The organism is Olivibacter sp. LS-1 (assembly GCF_008245145.1).
GTDB lineage: Bacteria > Bacteroidota > Bacteroidia > Sphingobacteriales > Sphingobacteriaceae > Olivibacter > Olivibacter oleidegradans.
Map to the genome: position 1 here is coordinate 538,362 of NZ_CP041643.1, position 20,318 is coordinate 558,679.

At 40.1% G+C, this 20,318-nt stretch carries 20 protein-coding genes; 13 read left to right on the top strand and 7 right to left on the bottom strand.

Translation table 11 applies throughout. From position 1 onward, the window contains the following. The first annotated feature begins 394 nt into the window (after positions 1-394). The 3 genes from FKG96_RS02175 to FKG96_RS02185 are packed head-to-tail and all read left to right on the top strand — an operon-like array spanning position 395 to position 3,033. The gene (locus tag FKG96_RS02175) at positions 395-1,021 is read left to right on the top strand and encodes a cyclopropane-fatty-acyl-phospholipid synthase family protein (protein ID WP_242627120.1); all 627 of its coding nucleotides are present in this window, start codon (positions 395-397) and stop codon (positions 1,019-1,021) included. Between the two features lie 52 nt (positions 1,022-1,073). Then, complete coding sequence (gene hemW / locus FKG96_RS02180) at positions 1,074-2,225, top strand: radical SAM family heme chaperone HemW (protein ID WP_130854808.1); 1,152 nt, start codon at positions 1,074-1,076, stop codon at positions 2,223-2,225. Then, on the top strand, positions 2,212-3,033 hold the full coding sequence (locus FKG96_RS02185) for an SDR family NAD(P)-dependent oxidoreductase (protein ID WP_130854807.1): 822 nt from the start codon (positions 2,212-2,214) through the stop codon (positions 3,031-3,033). Before hemW ends, FKG96_RS02185 begins: the two co-directional genes overlap by 14 nt. Before the next feature lie 90 nt (positions 3,034-3,123). On the opposite strand, the gene FKG96_RS02190 is transcribed toward FKG96_RS02185, so the two are convergent. Further along, positions 3,124-4,365 (bottom strand): 3-deoxy-D-manno-octulosonic acid transferase, encoded by a 1,242-nt coding sequence (locus tag FKG96_RS02190; protein WP_130854806.1) that lies wholly within the window; start codon positions 4,363-4,365, stop codon positions 3,124-3,126. 123 nt (positions 4,366-4,488) lie between these two features. Between FKG96_RS02190 and FKG96_RS02195 the strand changes: the two genes are divergently transcribed. The 5 genes from FKG96_RS02195 to FKG96_RS02215 all read left to right on the top strand — a co-directional run bounded on the left by FKG96_RS02195 (position 4,489) and on the right by FKG96_RS02215 (position 9,122). Then, positions 4,489-5,472 carry a UDP-glucuronic acid decarboxylase family protein gene (locus FKG96_RS02195; RefSeq protein WP_130854805.1) on the top strand — a complete coding sequence of 328 codons (984 nt, stop codon included), beginning with the start codon at positions 4,489-4,491 and terminating at the stop codon, positions 5,470-5,472. Positions 5,473-5,486: 14 nt separating this feature from the next. Then, the gene (gene galE / locus FKG96_RS02200; protein WP_130854804.1) at positions 5,487-6,518 is read left to right on the top strand and encodes a UDP-glucose 4-epimerase GalE; all 1,032 of its coding nucleotides are present in this window, start codon (positions 5,487-5,489) and stop codon (positions 6,516-6,518) included. Positions 6,519-6,556: 38 nt separating this feature from the next. Beyond that, a complete protein-coding gene (rfbB, locus tag FKG96_RS02205) occupies positions 6,557-7,597 on the top strand; it encodes a dTDP-glucose 4,6-dehydratase (protein ID WP_130854803.1) in 1,041 nt (346 codons plus the stop codon). Between the two features lie 91 nt (positions 7,598-7,688). Then, positions 7,689-8,048: a four helix bundle protein gene (locus FKG96_RS02210; protein WP_130854802.1), complete on the top strand. Its 360-nt coding sequence runs from the start codon at positions 7,689-7,691 to the stop codon at positions 8,046-8,048. 84 nt (positions 8,049-8,132) lie between these two features. Continuing rightward, the gene (locus tag FKG96_RS02215) at positions 8,133-9,122 is read left to right on the top strand and encodes a hypothetical protein (protein ID WP_130854801.1); all 990 of its coding nucleotides are present in this window, start codon (positions 8,133-8,135) and stop codon (positions 9,120-9,122) included. Here FKG96_RS02215 and FKG96_RS02220 read toward each other — a convergent pair. The 5 genes from FKG96_RS02220 to rsfS form a co-directional block, all read right to left on the bottom strand. Beyond that, positions 9,119-9,751, bottom strand: coding sequence for a rhomboid family intramembrane serine protease (locus tag FKG96_RS02220; RefSeq protein ID WP_013664352.1), 633 nt, complete (start codon positions 9,749-9,751; stop codon positions 9,119-9,121). The two genes, FKG96_RS02215 and FKG96_RS02220, sit on opposite strands and share 4 nt — an antisense overlap. A 46-nt stretch (positions 9,752-9,797) precedes the next feature. Beyond that, positions 9,798-10,868 carry a PA0069 family radical SAM protein gene (locus FKG96_RS02225; RefSeq protein ID WP_207303713.1) on the bottom strand — a complete coding sequence of 357 codons (1,071 nt, stop codon included), beginning with the start codon at positions 10,866-10,868 and terminating at the stop codon, positions 9,798-9,800. Between the two features lie 52 nt (positions 10,869-10,920). Then, complete coding sequence (locus FKG96_RS02230) at positions 10,921-11,565, bottom strand: LUD domain-containing protein (protein ID WP_013664354.1); 645 nt, start codon at positions 11,563-11,565, stop codon at positions 10,921-10,923. A 144-nt stretch (positions 11,566-11,709) separates the two neighbouring features. After that, a complete protein-coding gene (gene ftsH / locus FKG96_RS02235) occupies positions 11,710-13,833 on the bottom strand; it encodes an ATP-dependent zinc metalloprotease FtsH (RefSeq protein WP_130854800.1) in 2,124 nt (707 codons plus the stop codon). Between the two features lie 38 nt (positions 13,834-13,871). Further along, positions 13,872-14,246, bottom strand: coding sequence for a ribosome silencing factor (gene rsfS, locus FKG96_RS02240; RefSeq protein WP_013664356.1), 375 nt, complete (start codon positions 14,244-14,246; stop codon positions 13,872-13,874). A 15-nt stretch (positions 14,247-14,261) separates the two neighbouring features. Here rsfS and FKG96_RS02245 point away from each other — a divergent pair, with 15 nt between their 5' ends. From FKG96_RS02245 to FKG96_RS02265, 5 genes are all read left to right on the top strand, one after another. Next, positions 14,262-15,059 (top strand): biotin--[acetyl-CoA-carboxylase] ligase, encoded by a 798-nt coding sequence (locus FKG96_RS02245; RefSeq protein WP_165446911.1) that lies wholly within the window; start codon positions 14,262-14,264, stop codon positions 15,057-15,059. 197 nt (positions 15,060-15,256) lie between these two features. Then, positions 15,257-15,706 (top strand): protein-disulfide reductase DsbD N-terminal domain-containing protein, encoded by a 450-nt coding sequence (locus FKG96_RS02250; RefSeq protein WP_013664358.1) that lies wholly within the window; start codon positions 15,257-15,259, stop codon positions 15,704-15,706. Positions 15,707-15,889: 183 nt separating this feature from the next. After that, positions 15,890-17,506, top strand: coding sequence for a protein-disulfide reductase DsbD (locus FKG96_RS02255; protein ID WP_242627119.1), 1,617 nt, complete (start codon positions 15,890-15,892; stop codon positions 17,504-17,506). Positions 17,507-17,539: 33 nt separating this feature from the next. Then, a complete protein-coding gene (gene pfkA / locus FKG96_RS02260) occupies positions 17,540-18,514 on the top strand; it encodes a 6-phosphofructokinase (protein ID WP_013664360.1) in 975 nt (324 codons plus the stop codon). 120 nt (positions 18,515-18,634) lie between these two features. After that, a complete protein-coding gene (locus FKG96_RS02265) occupies positions 18,635-19,546 on the top strand; it encodes a LysR family transcriptional regulator (RefSeq protein WP_013664361.1) in 912 nt (303 codons plus the stop codon). Between the two features lie 9 nt (positions 19,547-19,555). Here FKG96_RS02265 and msrA read toward each other — a convergent pair whose 3' ends face one another. Continuing rightward, positions 19,556-20,227: a peptide-methionine (S)-S-oxide reductase MsrA gene (gene msrA, locus FKG96_RS02270; RefSeq protein ID WP_130854797.1), complete on the bottom strand. Its 672-nt coding sequence runs from the start codon at positions 20,225-20,227 to the stop codon at positions 19,556-19,558. Positions 20,228-20,318 lie beyond the last annotated feature (91 nt).

Genomic DNA, 20,318 nt, shown 5'->3' on the forward strand with positions numbered 1-20,318 from the left:
AACTCGTATTTTCTTGTGATATAAAATGGTGGATATTCATCCAGATGTTATTTAATTTTTAAAGATATATAGCGTAGTCTTTTCAATGTATCTTTCAAAACAACGATTTTGTCAAGGGGATTCTTATTCATCTTTTGAAATTTCACGCTCCCGGCAATTACGTCCCTAACCTGTATGCGGTACCTATATGCTTTAGATAATGAAATAAGAACAGCCCGCCAAAGATATTAAAAAATCGTAATAATCCATTTACTCAAAATCTATCAGATGCATAACAATTTCATCACAAAGTGCGATGATCGCATTGCGCATCTACGTTCAAGAAGCTGTTTAAGTGAAACAGCGTCTTAAAAGGTAAAATACATTAGAAATTAGGTACGATTGTTGTACCTTTATGTCAAAACTTTTACCACAGACCTTAACACATTATATGGTTGTCGACTTAAATAAACGTTCGAAGTTAGCAGAAAAACTTCCGCTAGCTATCATACTTTTTTTATCAACATGCCTTGGACTCCTTTCCTGTTCTACTAAGAAGACCGGGACAGAACAATCTTTGGATGTTCCTTACGTAGCCAGTAAACCAGCGGTTGTTGAAGCGATGCTACAAATTGCCCAGGTAAACAAAAACGACTTGATATATGATTTAGGTTGCGGAGACGGCCGGATCGTTATTACGGCAGCTAAAGAGTATGGAGCCACCGGTGTTGGCGTAGATATAGATCCGAATAGAATTAAGGAAGCGAATCGAAATGCACAGAAAGAAGGTGTTAGCGACAAGGTTCAGTTCCTACAGCAAGATCTTTTTGACGTGGATTTCAGTAAAGCATCCGTGGTGACGCTGTATCTGCTTCCCTATGTCAATTTAAAACTGCGTCCAAAACTATTGGAACAATTAAAACCCGGTACGCGTATTGTCTCAAACGAATTTGATATGGGGGATTGGCAGCCTGAGAAAAAAATCAAAGTTGGCGAATCTACTATTTACTTCTGGACGATCCCGGAAAAGAAGCCTATATAAAATGAGTTAACGATGAAGAATAAATCCATTCCATTGCCTTAACTTTGCAGGCATGGGCGGTATTTACTTTCATATACCTTTTTGCAAACAAGCATGTCACTACTGTGATTTTCATTTCAGCACTTCAATCAAGTACAAAAATGAAATGTTGGAAGCCATGGCGAAAGAACTGCGCTTACAATCGAGCTATCTTCCCACCGATCGAATTAATACAATCTATTTTGGCGGAGGCACGCCTTCGATCTTAGAAGCATCGGAAATCAGTTTCTTACTGGATGAGGCAAGTCGCCATTACGACATTAGCAATACGGTTGAAATCACCCTGGAAGCAAATCCGGACGACTTAGGCAAAACAAAGATTGAAGCTTTTCGAAGAACTTCCATTAACAGATTCAGTATTGGTATCCAGTCGTTCTATGACGAAGATCTGAAATGGATGAACCGTGCGCATACTGCTCAAGAAGCCGATAGTGCGATAAAGCGAGTACAGGATGCCGGTTTTGAAGATATCACAGCCGACTTAATTTATGGCTATCCTTTGTTAACCGATGAAAAATGGTTAAACAATATACAGAAACTCGTACAGCTTCACATTCCGCATATCTCTGCTTACAGTTTGACAGTAGAGCCAAAAACAGCCTTAGCCCATCTCATAAAGGTAGGAAAATATAAAAAAATGGACGATGAACAGGCGGCAGCACAATTTCTTCAACTCATTGAAACGCTGGACGGCTATGCTTATGAGCATTACGAAATTTCAAATTTTGCATTACCGAGTCGTTATGCAAAACACAACACAAATTACTGGAAATCAAAGCCCTATTTAGGAATAGGTCCTTCCGCTCATTCGTTCAATGGATTACAACGGCAATGGAATATCAATAACAACCAGCAGTATATAACATCGATAAACCATCAGCGTGTTCCTGCTGAGGTCGAGACATTATCTGAAATCGATCGGATCAATGAGTATATCATGACTTCTTTACGAACAATGTGGGGGCTCGATCTAGAATACCTCGAACGTCTCTACGGAAGTGCCGCCCTGGGCTATGTTGTAAGCAATGCGAAGCAGTTTGAAGAAGATAACAAAATATATAGGGAGCGCGATTGCCTAAAACTGACCGTTTCAGGAAAATTGATGGCCGATTACATCGCTTCCGAACTTTTTATTGAAGAAGGATATGAACATGAAAAGATCTAAAAAAAATATAATACCTGCCGGTCATCGAGTTATTTGGATTATTGGCGCTTCAGCCGGAATAGGAGAAGGCTTGGCCAAGTACTATGCTTCTATAGGCGCTAAGCTTATCATTTCTGCCCGTTCGAGAGACAAGCTATACCAAGTAAAAGCAGCCTGCAAAGGCAATCCCATGAATGTCCATGTGTTACCTCTTGATTTAGAAGACGAAACTTCCCTGCCCGAAAAAGCACTGGAAGCATTACGCATATTTGGCAGAATCGACACATTGATCCATTCCGCCGGTGTAACCCAACGGGCCTTAGCCATAGACACAAAGTTATCCGTGGCACAAAAGATTATGGACATTAATTATTGGGGACCTGTAGCCATAACCCAAGCGGTATTACCCGCCATGCAACAACAGGGCAGAGGGCATATCATAGTTATAAGCAGCTTGATGGGAAAAATTGGAACGCGATTTAGATCTTCTTATGCAGCATCCAAACATGCATTACATGGTTATTTCGAATCCCTGCGACCGGAAATCTACGACGACAACATACACATTAGTATGGTATGCCCTGGTTTCGTAAACACCTCATTGGGCGAAAAAGCACTAATAGGCAATGGTGAAAAATATCAAAAGAAAGATGATGTCCACATCAAAGCAATGTCAGTATCCGAGTTCGTGAAACGCTTGATCCCTCATTTAGACAAACAAAAAGAAGAAATATTTATAGCGGGAAGTGAAATTAAAGCGATTTGGGCCAGTAAATATTTACCAGGCAAGCTCTTTAGGAGGAAAATCAGAGAAGCGAAAGTGATTTGAGCCGATGTATTAGCAGTTGTTAGTCGCACCTTATTCCTTCTACTTTCAAGAATGGTCGAGTAAATGCCACCACTGCACCCAACTACGGACCTACTCTCGATTTCCAGCCAAATAATCGATAATCTTCGCCGTAGCACCAGCCTGTTGTTGTACATAGCCATACGCTCGATTCCCCGCCTCCTGTCTAATCTCTATTTCTTGCAAACGTTCAAACACTGCTACAAACTCTTGTAAGTTGCGAATGCTAAAAGCTGCTTTGGCTGCAATTAGGTCTTTTGCTTCTTGAAATTTGTGATAGTGAGGGCCAAAAATTACCGGAACGCCATAAGTTGCCGCCTCCAATATATTATGAATTCCAACGCCGAAACCACCACCAATATAAGCGACATCTGCATAACTATACAAGTAGGAGAGCATACCTATGTTGTCTATAATTAGTACAAAAGCATTCGCATTATCTTTTGGATGAACGCTACTATTTAACGTGGAGAACCGCACACTCTGTTTAAATCGGCTATCAATTTCATTTAAATGAGCGGCATCAACAATATGTGGCGCAATCACTATTTTCCATTCGGGATAAACCTGTCGCAAAGACATAATCAATTCTTCATCGGGCAACCAAGTACTCCCCGCCACTAGAACTTTATGTCCGTCAACAAAACGGGAAACAACCTCTATCTCGCGTTTATGCTGCGAGAGGAGCGCCACGCGATCGAATCGGGTGTCACCCGTTAACGAAACATTTTTAAGACCAATACTATGCAGCAAAGCAACACTTTCCTGATTTTGAGCGAAATAAAAAGTCACATAGCGCAAAGTCGATCTAAAAAGTCGGCCATACCAAGTGAAATAAAATTGCCCTTTCCGGAATATAGCCGAAACTAAATAAAGGGGAATTCGCCGATTATGAAGCGCCTTAAAATAATTGTGCCAAAATTCATACTTTACGAAGAACACTTCTTCTGGATTGATGAGCTCGATAAACCTCTTGGCATTGGCGGGTGTGTCTGCGGGGAGATAAAACACATAATCCGCTTTGGCATAGTTAGCTCGCACCTCGTAGCCGGATGGAGAAAAGAAAGTAACTACCACTAGCTTGTTAGGAAAATGTGTTCTATAGGCTTCCAAAACAGTGCGGCCTTGCTCAAATTCGCCTAAGGAAGCAAAATGAAACCAAGTGTGTTTCTTTGATGAGTCTACTTTACTGGCGATCAACTTAAACAAGCCTTGCCGGCCTTCTTTCCATTTCCGAACCCGCGCATTAAAGGGTGCGGCAATGAGCACAAAAAACTGTCCCAAAAAAATACCCAAATTATACAATATCCACATGCTGTTAGAAGATTATGAATCATTTTAAGGACAGACAAGGCCCTGATAGTTTTTTATAAGAAACGGCAATTATATTCAATTTGTTTATCTTCGCCAAAGAATATTCCAAACATTTATTAAAGCATGTCAAGAAAGCGCATATTAATTACCGGGGCAGCTGGTTTCCTTGGATCACATTTATGCGATCGTTTTATCAAAGAGGATTTCCATGTAATCGGAATGGACAATCTAATAACCGGGGATTTACGAAATATCGAGCATTTATTCAAACTGGAAAATTTTGAGTTTTACAATCATGATGTTTCCAAATTTGTCTACGTACCGGGGCGCCTAGATTATATTTTACATTTCGCATCTCCTGCTAGTCCGATTGATTATCTAAAAATTCCAATTCAGACATTAAAAGTCGGTTCCTTAGGCACCCACAATTTACTCGGCTTAGCACGTTCTAAACAATCGCGCATTTTAGTAGCATCCACGTCAGAAGTATATGGCGATCCTACGGTAAGTCCGCAGCCGGAAGAATATTGGGGAAATGTAAATCCGGTAGGTCCTCGCGGGGTATATGATGAGGCTAAGCGTTTTCAGGAAGCTATTACCATGGCTTACCATACGTTTCATGGATTGGATACACGGATTGTTCGAATATTTAACACTTACGGTCCGCGTATGCGACTAAACGATGGAAGGGTTTTACCTGCTTTTATAGGACAAGCCTTGCGAGGTGAAGACCTAACCGTATTCGGAGACGGCTCACAAACACGTTCGTTTTGTTATGTGGACGATCAAATAGATGGCATTTACCGGTTATTAATGAGTGATTATACACAACCCGTAAACATAGGAAATCCTGATGAAATAACCATCAAGCAATTTGGTGAAGAAATAATAAGACTGACAGGAACGAATCAGAAACTAGTTTATCGTGACCTACCGATCGATGATCCTAAACAAAGAAGACCCGATATAACAAAAGCGAAGGAAATTCTAGGATGGGAACCTAAGATTGGACGGGAGGAAGGTCTGCAAAAGACTTATAAATATTTTAAATCACTTCCCGAAAAAGAAATAAAACACAAAGATTTTACGTATTATAACAAGCATTAATTAAAATCGATTATATGAGCAAAATTTTGGTTACCGGCGGTACGGGATATATCGGATCGCATACCGTTGTAGAATTACAAAATGCAGGTTACACGCCTGTTATTATTGATAATTTATCGAATTCTAATAAAGGGGTTTTGAAACAAATAGCTTCCATCACCGGAAATAGCCCGGAGTTTCATGAATTTGACCTCTGCAACGAACAAAAGGTAATCGAATTTGTAAAGAATAACCCGGATATCACCGGACTCATTCATTTCGCGGCCAGCAAAGCGGTTGGCGAATCTGTAGAAGAACCGATCAAGTACTATCGAAACAATTTCTTTTCTTTACTCAATCTATTAAATGCATTTAAGGATCGCGATATCAATTTTGTATTCTCCTCAAGCTGTACAGTTTATGGGCAGCCTAAGGAATTACCGGTAACCGAAAGCGCACCGGTTCAAAAAGCTGAATCGCCCTACGGTAATACTAAACAGGTAGCTGAAGAAATCTTAAGCGATACGGCCAAGGCTTTTGCCAATTATCATATCATTGCTTTACGTTATTTTAATCCTGTGGGAGCACATGCCAGTGCTTTAATCGGCGAATTGCCATTAGGTGTACCTCAAAACCTTGTACCCTTCATTACACAGACAGCAATTGGAAAGCGAGAAAAAGTTACCGTGTTCGGAAATGACTATGATACACCCGATGGATCAGCCATTAGGGATTATATCCATGTTGTAGACCTCGCAAAGGCACACGTAGCGGCCATAAAACGTTTAGAAGAACATAAGGCCAAAGCCAATTATGAAGTATTCAACATCGGTACGGGTAAAGGTTTGTCCGTGCTCGAAATTATCAGGGCCTTCGAATCGTCAACAGGCGTAAAACTGAATTATCAAATTGGCCCACGCCGTGCAGGAGACATCGAAAAAGTGTGGGGAGATGTCTCTAAATCATTGACGGAATTGGGGTGGAAAGCCGAATTGGATGTGGAGGAAATGATGCGTTCGGCTTGGGCTTGGGAAGTTTATTTAAAAGAGAAAAATCCATTTGGATAATAAAATTGTGTTTAGCAAACATACTTAATAGAAAGACCATGAATATCATTATAACAGGAGGTGCCGGATTTATTGGATCGCACGTAGTAAGACGTTTTGTTAACAACTATCCGCAATACCACATTATTAACCTCGATAAATTAACATATGCCGGTAACCTTGCCAACTTATCGGATATAGAAGATCAGGTGAACTATGAATTCGTAAAGGGTGACATTACTGACGCTGCATTTATCAATGAGCTGTTCGAGCGTGTCAAACCGGATGCCGTAATCCATCTTGCTGCTGAGTCGCACGTAGATCGCTCTATTAGCAACCCCTTGGATTTTGTACTGACCAATGTCGTTGGAACTGTCAACTTATTGAATGCTGCGCGGAAATACTGGGAAGGTGATAGTAGCAAACGTTTTTATCATGTTAGTACAGATGAGGTCTATGGCGCCTTGGGAGAAAGTGGTATGTTCACCGAAGAAACGAAGTACGACCCACACTCACCTTACTCTGCTTCAAAGGCAAGCTCCGATCACTTTGTCAGGGCCTATCATGATACGTATGGGCTTAATACGGTCATCTCAAATTGTTCAAACAATTATGGTTCCCATCACTTCCCGGAAAAACTGATTCCCTTAGCAATTCATAATATAAAAAACAATAAACCCGTGCCTGTTTATGGGAAAGGGGAAAATGTTAGGGATTGGTTGTGGGTAGAAGACCATGCCCGTGCCATCGACGTTATTTTCCACCAAGCAAAGGCCGGCGATACCTACAATATTGGTGGGCATAATGAATGGAAAAACATTGATCTGATCCGATTACTTTGTAACATTATGGATCGGAAGTTGGGACGACCCGCAGGCGAATCGGCAAAACTTATCACTTTCGTTAAAGATCGTGCAGGCCATGATTTACGGTATGCGATCGATTCCACAAAACTGCAAAAAGATTTGGGATGGGTGCCTAGCTTACAGTTCGAAGAAGGATTGGAAAAGACCGTTGATTGGTATTTAGCAAATGAAGAATGGCTAAATAACGTAACCTCGGGAGCCTATCAGGAATATTATAATAAGCAATATAGTTAGCTGTTAATAGGGAACAAGGGAGTGGTTAATAGCGTAAAGCTTTAAGCGCCCTTTCCTCTTTCGATATGCGCTGTCATTTCAAGGTTAGCTTATGAATGAAATTAATTCCCATAAAGATTTATTAGTATATCAAAAGTCTTTGGACTTTGTCCAGAACATTTATCAATTAACCGCTAAATTTCCTGAAGAAGAAAAATTTGGCCTTACCAGTCAAATGAGAAGGGCTGCTATATCAATCCCTTCAAATATTGCAGAAGGAGCCGCAAGACAATTTGTTAAGGAATACATACAATTTTTATATGTTAGCTTAGGATCTATCGTTGAGATAGAAACACAATTGGAAATTGCTAAGCGCTTAAATTTCTGTATTGAAAATAGCCGGTTGCAAGAAGAAATTATCCATATAAAGAGAATGTTGATAAAACTTATACAGATATTGAAGACAAAATGATTAGTTATCTCGATCCAACATTTCTATTAACAAGTTCTCTATTTCCTACTAACTATTAACAAGTTCCCTATTAACTATTTAACAATGTTATACTACCCCTTTCATAAATTTTCGTTTGACAATAAGACTTGCTTTTTAAGTGGGCAAACGTTAACATCATCCGAAGAACAAATACAGGTGTTCCCTTCCTGGCTGATGCAACATTATCATTTAGAAGAAAAGCCATTCAAGTTGCTCGACGAAAGTATAACGACTTACAAAAAGCTTAAGGTGCCTTGTTCGGCAGACACTTCTGATAGATTGGAAAAGTTAGAAGAGGAAGTAAAAGCGGCTTTTTTAGGAGGCTATCAGGAAGTAATCAAACTTAACAAGCAATTATTGTTTCAATGGATTGGAAAGCTTCTTTATGGAATTGTATTCAATGAAATACAGATTGGGATCAGGCAACAGCATATGAGCGGTGAAGCGATGAACTTTTCGCAGGTTCTAGCCAAAAAATTTTCCAATCTACATGTTATGCTGCAATCGATGATTAAATCTATGGAATTCGAAGGCAGTTTACCTTTCAGCATCAACGTATTTGAAATAGACAGTCCGGAAGACAAATTCAGTTATCGAGATGAAATTAACACATTGGTTTTCTCATTACGAATGAACAATTTCGGCATTGTAGCTTGCTTGCAAGACAACGGAGCCAATAATAGATATCACGAGCGGAAGCTTCAGTTAGTATCCGGAAAAAAACTGCATCCCATTCAGTTTGAAGAGATTTGTGGCTTATTTTTTTATTCTGCTTATCTCTTTAATCGGCTACCTGAATATGCCATACTGCCAACCGAAAAAATCGTCTATATCGAACCTATGCCACTAGCGGGCATGGACACACGCCCCATCTTTGATACGTTTCAAGCTAAGACATATGGACAGGTACTGGAAAATTTCTGGAAACCTTGGGGTTTTACCTTATTTGAAATCATTAAGGATCCTGAAAACCCGATGACATTTTTGGCGGATCAAAACGGATCATTCCGCCCGTGTGAAGCAATTGATTTACCTAAGACTTATGGCGACTAAGTGAACAGTTGTCCTACGGCGCTGAAAAAGTGACCAATAACCTGAGGGTATAGTAATACCGTAACAACAAGGCCAACGATCGCACCATAAAAGTGTGCATCATGGTTGATGCTATCGCGCCCTACTTTAGCTGCCCACACACAATAGAATAAAAACAAGGGACCAAAAATAACCGCAGGGATGGGAATAAAAAACACACCTATATAAGAGGTGGGTTGAAATAGAATAGCACTAAAAAGTACCCCACAGATGGCACCTGAAGCCCCCAAACTATAGTAATTGTAATTGTTTTTCTGCTTCATAATGGTGGTTATATCACTAATAACCAAGCTCAACAGATAAATTAAAGCAAATTGTACATGTCCCCAGCTGCTGATGGATACCAAAATTTTTTCTAATTGAAAACCGAAAAAAGAGAAGGTGAACATGTTAAAAAATAAATGCATCCAATCACGGTGAATCATGCCACTGGTAAGTAATGTATATATTCGCGCTCCCCTACTTATGCTATATGGATGCAGCATAAACTTTTCAAGAACACCGTGATTTGAAAAGGCATAAATACTGGTGATAAGCGTAAAAACAAAAATTAGGCTGGCAACAGGTGTTTCTGTGATATAACTCTCCATATCTTAAATAATAGGGTTGAAAGTACTAAAAAATTGTTATTAATCGTTAGAATAATCCTAATTGTTTCCCCTTGGTTGGAACGAATAGATCGCTACGTAATTCGGTCAGCTTATTTTCACCCATAAAGCGCGACACCGACAATTTAAATAGCTGATGCAGACTATCGGCGAGTTGTCCTTCTCCTCTAATCCGCCTACCAAACTGACTGTCATTTAAATTTCCACCATGACACGCAGCAATACCATGCAAAATTTTTTCAGCCCTATCCGGGTAGGCCTTATGAACCCAATCTTTAAATATCTCCCCGATTGCTCCATTAAGTCTTACAATGGTAAAAGAAGCTGCAGTGGCTCCATGCTTTGCCGCTTGCTCAATAAGGGCCGGCATTTCGTCGCTGTTCAAACCCGGTACAATTGGCGCACACATTAACATGACCGGGATGCCGGCATCCGTCAATTTCTTTATCACATTCAGTCGCCCAGCAGCCGTTACCGTTCTAGGTTCCATTTTTTGCCTTAATTCCTCATTTAAAGAATTGATCGTAACTGCTACATGTACCAGTTTCCATTTTGCCAGTTCAGTTAAAATGTCCAGATCACGAAGTATCAGGTTATTCTTACTAATAATGGAAACGGGATGCTTATATTTCAAAAAAACGTAAAGCAAAGATCGTGTAAGCTTAAGTTTGCGCTCCAGCGGCTGATAACAATCGGTATTTCCGGACAGCATAATGGTTGAAGGAACATAACCTTTTGCGTTAAACTCCTTCTCTAAGAGGGTTGCACAATTACGTTTTACAATAATTTTTCTTTCAAAATCCAGTCCGGCGCTATACCCCCAATATTCATGCGCATTCCGAGCATAGCAATAAATGCACCCGTGCTCGCATCCTTGATAAGGATTTATTGACCTCATAAAGCGTAAATCCGGACTGTCACTCTCACTTATAATCTGTTTAGGATAAGACTCTATGATCTGAGTAGCTGTATTTTCCAGAAAAGGCTCATCTAAGCCCTCTATGTGCTCACAAACATATTTGTTTTTAAAAAACTTATTGTGTGTATTTATTTGAGCTCCCCTACCCTTAAAATACTCCTCATTTTGCATTGTATCCATAAACAAATATACTAATATATTTAGTATTACGGCTAAAAATATTAGTATATTGTTATGACTCAATCGTGTCGTCCAACAATAGTAGATATAATTGTTTAGGCCCGTGAGCTCCTAAAACTAAGGTCTTTTCAATATCGGCAGTCCTGCTCGGGCCTGTAATTGCACTGATCATGGTAGGTATCTGCTCGTATTTTCGCTTGACAACTTCAAATCCGTCCTTTAGATCCATTACCAGTTGCGACATATAGGCGATTACGACATGTACATGAGGATAAATGCTCAATCTTCTTCCTGCAGCACCGCCATTGCTTACTAAAATACTTCCTGACCGTGCAATGAGTGCCTCACATTTCGTAATACCCATTTCTGCTTTTTGAAACTCCGCGTCCCCTCTAAAGAATGGAAATTCATACCGATCAAGTATTTCTTGTATCTCGCTCTCCCAAGCATAAATCCGCTTAATATTTTCCTTTTCCGTAATGGCAAGTAAGCTTTCTATCAGTTGGATTTCATCCTCACAAAAAACGAAGTTACCGGCAACGGCTGTAAAATTTTGAGCGAACATAATCTCAATGGCTTCATCAGACTCTTTATATAGAGGCACTTCTTCCAAATTAGGGTAGGGATTATCCCGCTTTAGCAACAACGCTTTTCGTATTTTCTTCAACAATCTTTCCTTCGCAGTAGCTTCTTGCATAGTCATCTATTTAAAGTGCAAGTTATAAGTTTTTTATTAAAAACCTGAAAGAGAAGATAGACTGTGTAACCAATTAGGTAGTATAAAAAAAGAGACGCAACCAACTTAGCTGCGTCTCTTTTGATATTAGTTTTGGTAAAACGATTATTTCACCGTGTCAGTTGTACTGTTTTCATCGGAGGATTTGGTTTTATCGAAGGTTCCGGAATTGTCCCCTACACCTTCATGCATGAGCCCCTCAGCTGCTTTCCGTTGATCAGAAGAACCTTCATCACCGTTCACAAATTCGTCATATGTAGTACGGTGGTCGAAAGGCCTTTTGCCTAAGATTTCCTCTAAATCCGATTGGAATAATATTTCTTTTTCCAATAACTTTTCTGCTAAGGCCTTCAGTCCGCCTGACTTTTCGCTAAGCAATTGCCGCGTTTTCTCATAAACATCGCTTATCAATTTACGAACTTCTTCATCAATAAGCTCCGCCGTCTTTTCGGAGTAAGGTTTTTGGAATTGAGACTCCTGACTATCGTTAAACGATATATTACCAACCTTATTATTCATACCATATACAGCCACCATTGCATAAGCTAATTTGGTAATGCGCTCCAAGTCATTCTGCGCCCCTGTAGAAATTTTGCCAAAAGTAAGATCTTCAGCAACCCTTCCGCCCATGGTCATGCACATACCGTCAATTAACTGCTCCGTGGTATACAAAAACTGCTCTTTCGGCAAGTATTGGGCATAACCTAAAGCGGCTACTCCACGAGGAACGATGGATACCTTAACCAAAGGATCAGCATGTTCCAAGAACCATCCAGCTATAGCGTGTCCAGCTTCGTGATAAGCGACAATTCGCTTCTCTTCAGGAGAAATAATTTTATTTTTCTTCTCCAATCCGCCGATAACCCGATCGATTGCATCTTGGAAATCCTGCATATCAACCGATTCTTTATTTTTACGAGCGGCTATAAGCGCGGCTTCATTACAAACGTTAGCGATTTCTGCCCCTGCAAAACCAGGTGTTTGCGCCGATAATTTCTTCGCTTCTACATCTGCTGCCAGTTTAATCGGCTTCAAATGCACTTTAAATATCTGCTCCCGGCCTACCAAATCCGGCTTATCGATCGAAATCTGTCGATCAAAACGCCCCGGTCTCAATAAAGCCGAGTCTAGTACATCCGGTCGGTTTGTTGCAGCTAAGATGATAATACCCGAATCCGTGCCGAATCCATCCATCTCAACCAATAGTTGATTAAGTGTATTCTCTCTTTCATCATTCCCGCCAACAATATTATTTTTGCCACGAGCGCGTCCAATCGCATCGATCTCATCGATGAAGATAATGCAAGGGGCCTTATCTTTCGCCTGTTTGAATAAATCCCGCACACGCGAAGCTCCAACCCCAACAAACATTTCAACGAAGTCTGATCCCGATAACGAAAAGAACGGTACTTGCGCCTCTCCTGCAACAGCCTTAGCCAACAATGTTTTCCCTGTTCCTGGAGATCCTACTAATAGCGCGCCCTTCGGAATCTTTCCTCCGAGATTGGTATATTTCTTGGGATTTCTTAGAAAATCTACAATTTCCATAACCTCCTGCTTGGCCTCTTCCAATCCCGCCACGTCATTGAAGGTAATATTTACTTGAGATTCTTTATCAAATAGCTGTGCCTTCGATTTACCAATATTGAAAATCTGACCGCCGGCACCACCGGCACCGCCACCCATTCGGCGCATAATGAAAACCCAAAAAAGAATCACAAGACCCAAGGGCAGGATGATAGACAGTAACCAGCCGGTCCAAGGACTATTTCTCTCCTCCAATGTAACACTCACCCGTTGATTTTCGGGAACACCTTGCTGTGCAGCGTTTAACTTACGCTCCAAAGCATCGAAGGATCCATCTTGAAAAAAGTACTGGGGTCCCGCACTACCGGTGGAAAGATTAAGCCCGTTATTTTTTGGGCGCACGTCCTTATATTTCTCTTGATTGAGTTTATCCTTTTTAATATAAACCTCAACACCAATTAACTCATTTCGCTTATATGCTACCAACTTTTCCACGTCTCCTTCTTTCAACATGGTAGATTCAAATCGTTGATAGGTAATTTCTTTCGCACTCTCTCCCGTGAAAACGTACTGAAGAGCAATAAAACCCAATATCATGGCTATCCATAACCACATGATATTGAATTTAGGAGGTTTGGGGCTGATTTTCTTCCCCGGAACTTTCTTTATTTTCCCAGGTTGATTTGACATATTATCTTTCATAAATTGTTTTATCCTCTTTGTTTATTTAGCTCGGGATCTTATGCACTTTGAAAATATTTCAGTTCTGCATCGCCCCATAAATCTTCTATCGCATAAAATTGCCTTTTATCCGTTTTGAAGATATGTACAACAACGTCTATGTAATCCAGCAAAATCCATTCAGCATGATCTAACCCTTCTTTTCGCCATGGATCTTGTTTAACCGCTTTATACACTTCCTCTTCCACACTTTTCGCTATCGCCCTCACTTGGGTTGTCGATTCGGCATGACATATTACAAAATAATCAGAAACAGAGCTATGTACATTTTGGAGGTCTAATCTAACTATTTCGTTACCTTTCTTCTCTTGGATACCGTGTATAATAATCTCCGAGAGATGAGTGGATTCTTTAACCTTTTTACCTTTTACCATTAAAAAATTTTAGTTTTGAACAGTTTTTCATTTAATGCCACAAAGACTTTGCAAAGTAACACTTTTTTGGGACTTATTGTTGGAGAAAATATTATTACTCTTCAACGGGTAAATTCAACTAATGATTATCTTAAATCTAACCTGTCAAATTCTACGCCATATACTGAAGGAACTGTAATAATGGCAGTAGAGCAGTATGCAGGAAAGGGACAAGCGGGCAATATTTGGAAAAGTGAACCAGGTAAAAACTTAACTTGTAGTGTTCTATTGAACCCGACCTTCCTTTTACCAAAGGATCAGTTCGATCTCAATATCGCCGTTAGTTTAGCAATTGCGGATACTCTTCAACCGATATTGGGCGAAAATCTGCGTATAAAATGGCCGAACGACCTTTACTACCTAGATAAAAAAATTGGAGGAATTCTTATAGAGAATATACTGCGGGGAAGCAGCTGGAAACATGCCATTATTGGCATAGCGCTAAATGTTAACCAAACCGTTTTTGGTGACAATCAGGCAAGGGCTTCTTCCCTTAAGCTGCTGCTGAATCAGGATTTTGAAATAAACACCTTACTGCAAAGCCTTTGCTATCACTTAAGCACTGAATATCAACGCCTTAAAGAAAAACATATAATACAGCAAAAAAGTCGTTACAGAAGCCTTCTTTACCGATTAGGGGAGCCTGCCAATTTTCTGGTGCAAGGACAACACAAAAGCGGCACAGTCATTGACGTAAACAAAGAAGGAAAACTTATAGTAGATTTTGACGGCCAGTTGACAGAGCACGCTATTAAAGAAATTGCGTTCATTTGAGGATTCCTGCCAAGTATGCAGAAGAGAAATCACGGAACTGACTAAAGTTGGGGCGAAGAAGACGTAACCAAATTGCATAATCCCCTCCTTTTCTATAAGTTTGCACCGTCCTCGCTCCATAGTTTGCAAGGCCGACTATTCACACATAAGTTAAACCTTTTTGACCAACAGCGTCTAAAAAGACAAATTGTATTAAAATGAAAAAATTAAGTGCATTTTTAGCCATTTTGATTTTCAGCACCTTAATTGCGTCCGCACAGATTAAAACGCCGGTAAAATGGGCCTATGCTGCTAAAAAGATTAATAAAACGGAGGCTGTGCTTCTAATAAAAGCTACCATCGATAAAGGTTGGCATATTTACTCTCAAAACATCAAACCCGGTGGCCCGGTGCCTACCAGTTTTACTTTCACAAAATCAACAGATTACACCCCTGTTGGAAAAACCAGTGAACCGAAGGGGATAAGCCACTTCGAGAAGGTGTTTGACATGGATGTTGTATACTTTGAAAACGAGGTTGTCTTTCAACAAAAAATCAAACTCAATAAAGCCGCAACCTCTGTTAAAGGGACCATTGAATTTATGGTGTGCAACGATCGGGAATGTTTACCTCCCGATGAAGTGAATTTCAATATTCCAATAAAATAGGGAAAGTGGCTTAAGCCGCTTTCCTTCATCCCATCTTAACCTAACCGTACTTTATTTACAATAAGGAGACCTGAAAATTGGCACCCTCTCAGGAATAATTACTAATTTCACGCCTTCAAACTAAAACTGATGTATAGAAAATTCATTATAATTACATTAGCTAGTATTTTCTTAAGCTTTTTTATGAACGAAGCCTCTGCGCTTACGTTACAAACCGACACCATTTCTTTGGATGATATCGAATTTACTGATATAACAGAAGATACAAGCGTCAATACCGATACAGTCCAAGCAGCTACTCCTACTAAAGGTTTGCCTGCCCAACCGGTAATTTCAACAGATACTGCGAATAGCGTTTCACTTTGGCAAATATTCATTAACGGCTTGCTTTTTGGTTTTGCCGCTATTTTAATGCCTTGTATATTCCCAATGCTTCCTTTAACCGTTAGCTTTTTTACGAAGAGAGCTGGGTCTAAGTCAAAAGCGATAGGACAAGCTATTCTATACGGCTTATCTATTATAGTTATTTATGTTGGCTTGGGAATGCTTGTCACCATTTTTTTTGGATCAGACGCCTTAAATGCACTTTCTACCAATGGTATTTTTAATTTCTTGTTTTTCTTATTGTTAGTGGTATTTGCTGCATCTTTTTTAGGTGCTTTCGAAATTACCCTTCCCAGCTCATTTGTTAACAAAGTAGACGCTAAATCGGATCAAGGAGGCCTTATTGGCATCTTCTTTATGGCTTTTAGCCTCGCTTTAGTTTCTTTCTCTTGCACGGGCCCGCTAATTGGAACCTTGTTAGTAGATGCAGCCTCCAAGGGCGAACGTTTAGGACCTGCCATTGGGATGTTTGGCTTTTCTTTGGCACTTGCTATTCCCTTTGCGCTGTTCGCTTTGTTTCCATCCTTGTTGAAATCCTTACCGAAATCCGGAGGTTGGTTGAATAGCGTAAAAGTGGTATTAGGATTCCTCGAATTAGCCTTTGCTCTTAAATTTTTATCGAATGTGGATTTGGCATACCATTGGAATTGGCTGGATAGAGAAGTATTTTTAGCTCTTTGGATCGTAATATTTGGTTTAATGGGGCTATACCTATTAGGAAAAATCAAATTTGCACACGACAGTGAGGTTCCACATTTATCGGTTCTGCGTACATTTTTTGCCATTGTGGTGCTATCCTTTGTCGTATATCTGATTCCGGGTATGTGGGGCGCCCCATTAAAGTCAGTCAGCGCATTCTTGCCGCCAAGTGCTACTCAAGATTTTGACTTAAGCACCGGTATATCGGCTTCGTCTCATACTACCACAAACTCCGGTCCTAAAAAATATGCAGAGATCTTTCATGAACGTGGAACTCCGAAAGGCTTTGATCCCTATTATGATTATGAACAAGCCTTGGAGGTTTCTAAACAAACAAACAAGCCTGTCTTAATTGATTTCACTGGTTGGAACTGCGTGAATTGTCGTAAAATGGAAGCAAATGTTTGGACGGATCCCCGCGTAAAAAACCTCTTAAATAACGAATTTATTATGGCAGAATTGTTTGTCGACGATAAGACTACGCTGCCGCAAAACGAACAATACATCTCGACTTACAGCAAAAAAAAGATCAATACCATCGGAAAAAAATGGAGCGATTTCCAGGCATCCAAATTCAACAGCAATTCGCAACCTTTATATGTTATTGTAGACAGCAATGGTAATGTATTGGTTCCTCCGCAAGGAGCGAATTATGATCCCCAAAATTACATCGACTTTCTTGAATCAGGTATTAAAGCCTATAAAGAAAGGCTATAGTGTCCGTAATAATCAAATCAGCTATACATTAATATGAGCACAATCAAAAATATTGCAGTATTTACTTCAGGTGGAGATTCGCCGGGCATGAACGCAGCTATACGTGCTGTTGTACGCACGAGTTTGCATTATAATCTAAATGTATTCGGTATTCAGCGGGGTTATGATGGTATGGTAAATGGAGATATCTTTCCGATGGATGCTAAATCTGTAGCCAATATCATTCAACGAGGCGGAACTATTTTAAAGACCGCACGTAGTAAAGAATTTCGAACCGTAGAAGGACGTCAACAGGCTTATGAACAAATCAGGAAATTCCAAATCGACGGATTAGTCGCTATTGGTGGAGATGGAACGTTCACGGGAGCAGCAAAATTTATTGAGGAACACGACATCCCGGTAATGGGGCTTCCAGGCACTATTGACAATGATTTAGCAGGAACCGATTTCACCATCGGTTATGATACGGCCATCAATACCGTTATCAGTGCAGTTGACAAAATCCGAGATACAGCGGAGTCGCACGATCGCCTATTTATTATTGAGGTAATGGGCCGTGATTCCGGACTTATTGCGCTTCGTAGTGGCATAGGAACAGGGGCAGAGGCCATTTTAATTCCGGAAAGCGCAACAAATTCAAAAGCTTTATTGGAAAAGTTGGCTCATGGCCGAAAAGATAAATCTTCGAAAATTGTATTAGTGGCCGAGGGTGACGAAGAAGGTGGCGCCTTCGCTATAGCCGAACTGGTGAAGAAACATTTTCCAAATTATGATACCAGAGTTTCCATTTTGGGTCACATACAACGTGGAGGTAGCCCAACTTGTATGGATCGAGTACTGGCAAGCCGTCTAGGCGTTGCTGCCGTGGAAGCGCTACTAGCTGGACGTAAAGGTGAAATGGCGGGCGTTATCAATGGTGACATTGCATTTACTCCATTCAATAAGGCCATCAAGCATATAGACTCCCTTACACCCAGCTTGCTTAAAATTGTGGATATCTTATCTTAATTTTATTTTCAAAACGATGTAAAAAGAGGCTAGGCTGGTTTTGGTCTAGCGCTCTTTCCAATTATAAACAAGTTTTATCGGGATTAATCCCAACAATTATCAAGACATCTACATTGTTTTATGGAGTGTGATTTCAGAATAAAAGTGTTTTTCACTGCCGCTACGCAATTGAATTTTACAAAAACGGCTTCGGAGCTTTTTATATCACAACCTGCTGTTAGTAAAAATATCCAGGAATTGGAACAACAAATCGGCCAATCTCTTTTCGAACGAAGTGGCAACAAGCTTAAACTAACTGCCGCAGGCTCCATTCTATACAAACATGCTCGTCTTATTATTGAGCAATATAATAAAGCTACGTACGAAATTGATAAGTTAAAGGGAGAAACATCGGGAAAATTAAAATTAGGTGCCAGCACCACTATTTCGCACTACATCATTCCCCTCATATTAGCGAATTTTCATCGCAATTACGACGGTATACATATTGAAGTGGCACACGGCAATACACAACAAGTGGAAGATTGGCTCGATAAAAAAAACATTGATCTCGGAATTATCGAGGGGTTAACACAAAATAAATCAATGAAATACACACCTCTCTTTAAAGACGAAATTGTTTTAGTTACACGTGCAGAAAATCCGCTTGCTTTGCATGATACATTCGCATTTAGGGATCTTTCACGGCTTGACTTTATTATGCGCGAGAATGGTTCAGGAACAAATGACGTGATCGCTAAACATTTAAAAGAAAAAGGTGTAGATCTACAGGACTTGCAGATAAACGTTAATTTAGCGAGTACCGAAAGTATTAAACAATTTCTTTTGCACAGTAATAGCTTTGCTTTTTTGTCTATTCATGCCATCACTCGCGAGTTGCATGAAAAACATTTAAAAATTATTGAAATAGAAGATTTCACCATAGAGCGCAATTTCTTTTTCATCCATCCCCATGGACCGCTATCCGGCCTTCCCGAATTGTTTATGCGTTTTGCAAAGCAACAAGAGCAGTTTTTTATTCATGCCACCTAATACAATGGATTATTTTATTCCTTCACTATTGTTTTTCAGTTTCTTCTTAAAAACCTTTTCAAATTTTTCCAATTTCGGTGCTATTACAAATTGACAGTATCCTTCGCTCCGATTCAAATTAAAATAATTTTGATGGTAATCCTCGGCTATATAGAAAGCACCGTATGGTTTCACCTCTGTGACGATAGGTTTGTTGTAGGCATGTTCTTCATCTAATCTTTTGATATAATACAATGCCTTTTCTTTCTGTTGCGGATTATGATAAAAGATGGCTGATCGATATTGCGTTCCCACATCATTTCCCTGTCTATTTAGTTGTGTTGGGTCATGGGCCACAAAAAATGCCTCGATCAACTCATCAAAGCTGATTACTTTTGGGTCGAAAATAATATTCACGGCCTCTGCATGGCCTGTATTACCCGTGCAAACTTCTTTGTAAGAGGGGTTCTTAACATACCCACCCGTATAACCGGAGACAACTGTATCAACGCCATTAAGCTGTTGAAACTGCGCCTCTACGCACCAAAAACACCCCGCGGCAAAAGTCGCCGTATCTAAAAGACCGGCATTTGCTGAAGGTGTAACTACCTTATTTTTCTCTTGCTTTTGTTGGGGTTCTCCCGCGCAAGAGAGAAACACGTTCAGCAACAAAGCACTTATAACCATTCCTATTGTTTTCATCCTATTATTTCTTTTTAATGGTTAATGAGAGCTCGAGTAAATAACCGAAGCGACCGCGAGGCTCATTGACACCTAAAAATGTAAATGCTTG

What these genes read in the sequence shown, in the direction of transcription:
- FKG96_RS02175 (WP_242627120.1), top strand. Translation starts at nt 395, where the DNA reads ATGTCAAAACTTTTACCACAGACCTTAACACATTATATGGTTGTCGAC.
- hemW (WP_130854808.1), top strand. Translation starts at nt 1,074, where the DNA reads ATGGGCGGTATTTACTTTCATATACCTTTTTGCAAACAAGCATGTCAC.
- FKG96_RS02185 (WP_130854807.1), top strand. Translation starts at nt 2,212, where the DNA reads ATGAAAAGATCTAAAAAAAATATAATACCTGCCGGTCATCGAGTTATT.
- FKG96_RS02190 (WP_130854806.1), bottom strand. Translation starts at nt 4,365, where the DNA reads ATGTGGATATTGTATAATTTGGGTATTTTTTTGGGACAGTTTTTTGTG.
- FKG96_RS02195 (WP_130854805.1), top strand. Translation starts at nt 4,489, where the DNA reads ATGTCAAGAAAGCGCATATTAATTACCGGGGCAGCTGGTTTCCTTGGA.
- galE (WP_130854804.1), top strand. Translation starts at nt 5,487, where the DNA reads ATGAGCAAAATTTTGGTTACCGGCGGTACGGGATATATCGGATCGCAT.
- rfbB (WP_130854803.1), top strand. Translation starts at nt 6,557, where the DNA reads ATGAATATCATTATAACAGGAGGTGCCGGATTTATTGGATCGCACGTA.
- FKG96_RS02210 (WP_130854802.1), top strand. Translation starts at nt 7,689, where the DNA reads ATGAATGAAATTAATTCCCATAAAGATTTATTAGTATATCAAAAGTCT.
- FKG96_RS02215 (WP_130854801.1), top strand. Translation starts at nt 8,133, where the DNA reads ATGTTATACTACCCCTTTCATAAATTTTCGTTTGACAATAAGACTTGC.
- FKG96_RS02220 (WP_013664352.1), bottom strand. Translation starts at nt 9,751, where the DNA reads ATGGAGAGTTATATCACAGAAACACCTGTTGCCAGCCTAATTTTTGTT.
- FKG96_RS02225 (WP_207303713.1), bottom strand. Translation starts at nt 10,868, where the DNA reads ATGGATACAATGCAAAATGAGGAGTATTTTAAGGGTAGGGGAGCTCAA.
- FKG96_RS02230 (WP_013664354.1), bottom strand. Translation starts at nt 11,565, where the DNA reads ATGCAAGAAGCTACTGCGAAGGAAAGATTGTTGAAGAAAATACGAAAA.
- ftsH (WP_130854800.1), bottom strand. Translation starts at nt 13,833, where the DNA reads ATGAAAGATAATATGTCAAATCAACCTGGGAAAATAAAGAAAGTTCCG.
- rsfS (WP_013664356.1), bottom strand. Translation starts at nt 14,246, where the DNA reads ATGGTAAAAGGTAAAAAGGTTAAAGAATCCACTCATCTCTCGGAGATT.
- FKG96_RS02250 (WP_013664358.1), top strand. Translation starts at nt 15,257, where the DNA reads ATGAAAAAATTAAGTGCATTTTTAGCCATTTTGATTTTCAGCACCTTA.
- FKG96_RS02255 (WP_242627119.1), top strand. Translation starts at nt 15,890, where the DNA reads ATGAACGAAGCCTCTGCGCTTACGTTACAAACCGACACCATTTCTTTG.
- pfkA (WP_013664360.1), top strand. Translation starts at nt 17,540, where the DNA reads ATGAGCACAATCAAAAATATTGCAGTATTTACTTCAGGTGGAGATTCG.
- FKG96_RS02265 (WP_013664361.1), top strand. Translation starts at nt 18,635, where the DNA reads ATGGAGTGTGATTTCAGAATAAAAGTGTTTTTCACTGCCGCTACGCAA.
- msrA (WP_130854797.1), bottom strand. Translation starts at nt 20,227, where the DNA reads ATGAAAACAATAGGAATGGTTATAAGTGCTTTGTTGCTGAACGTGTTT.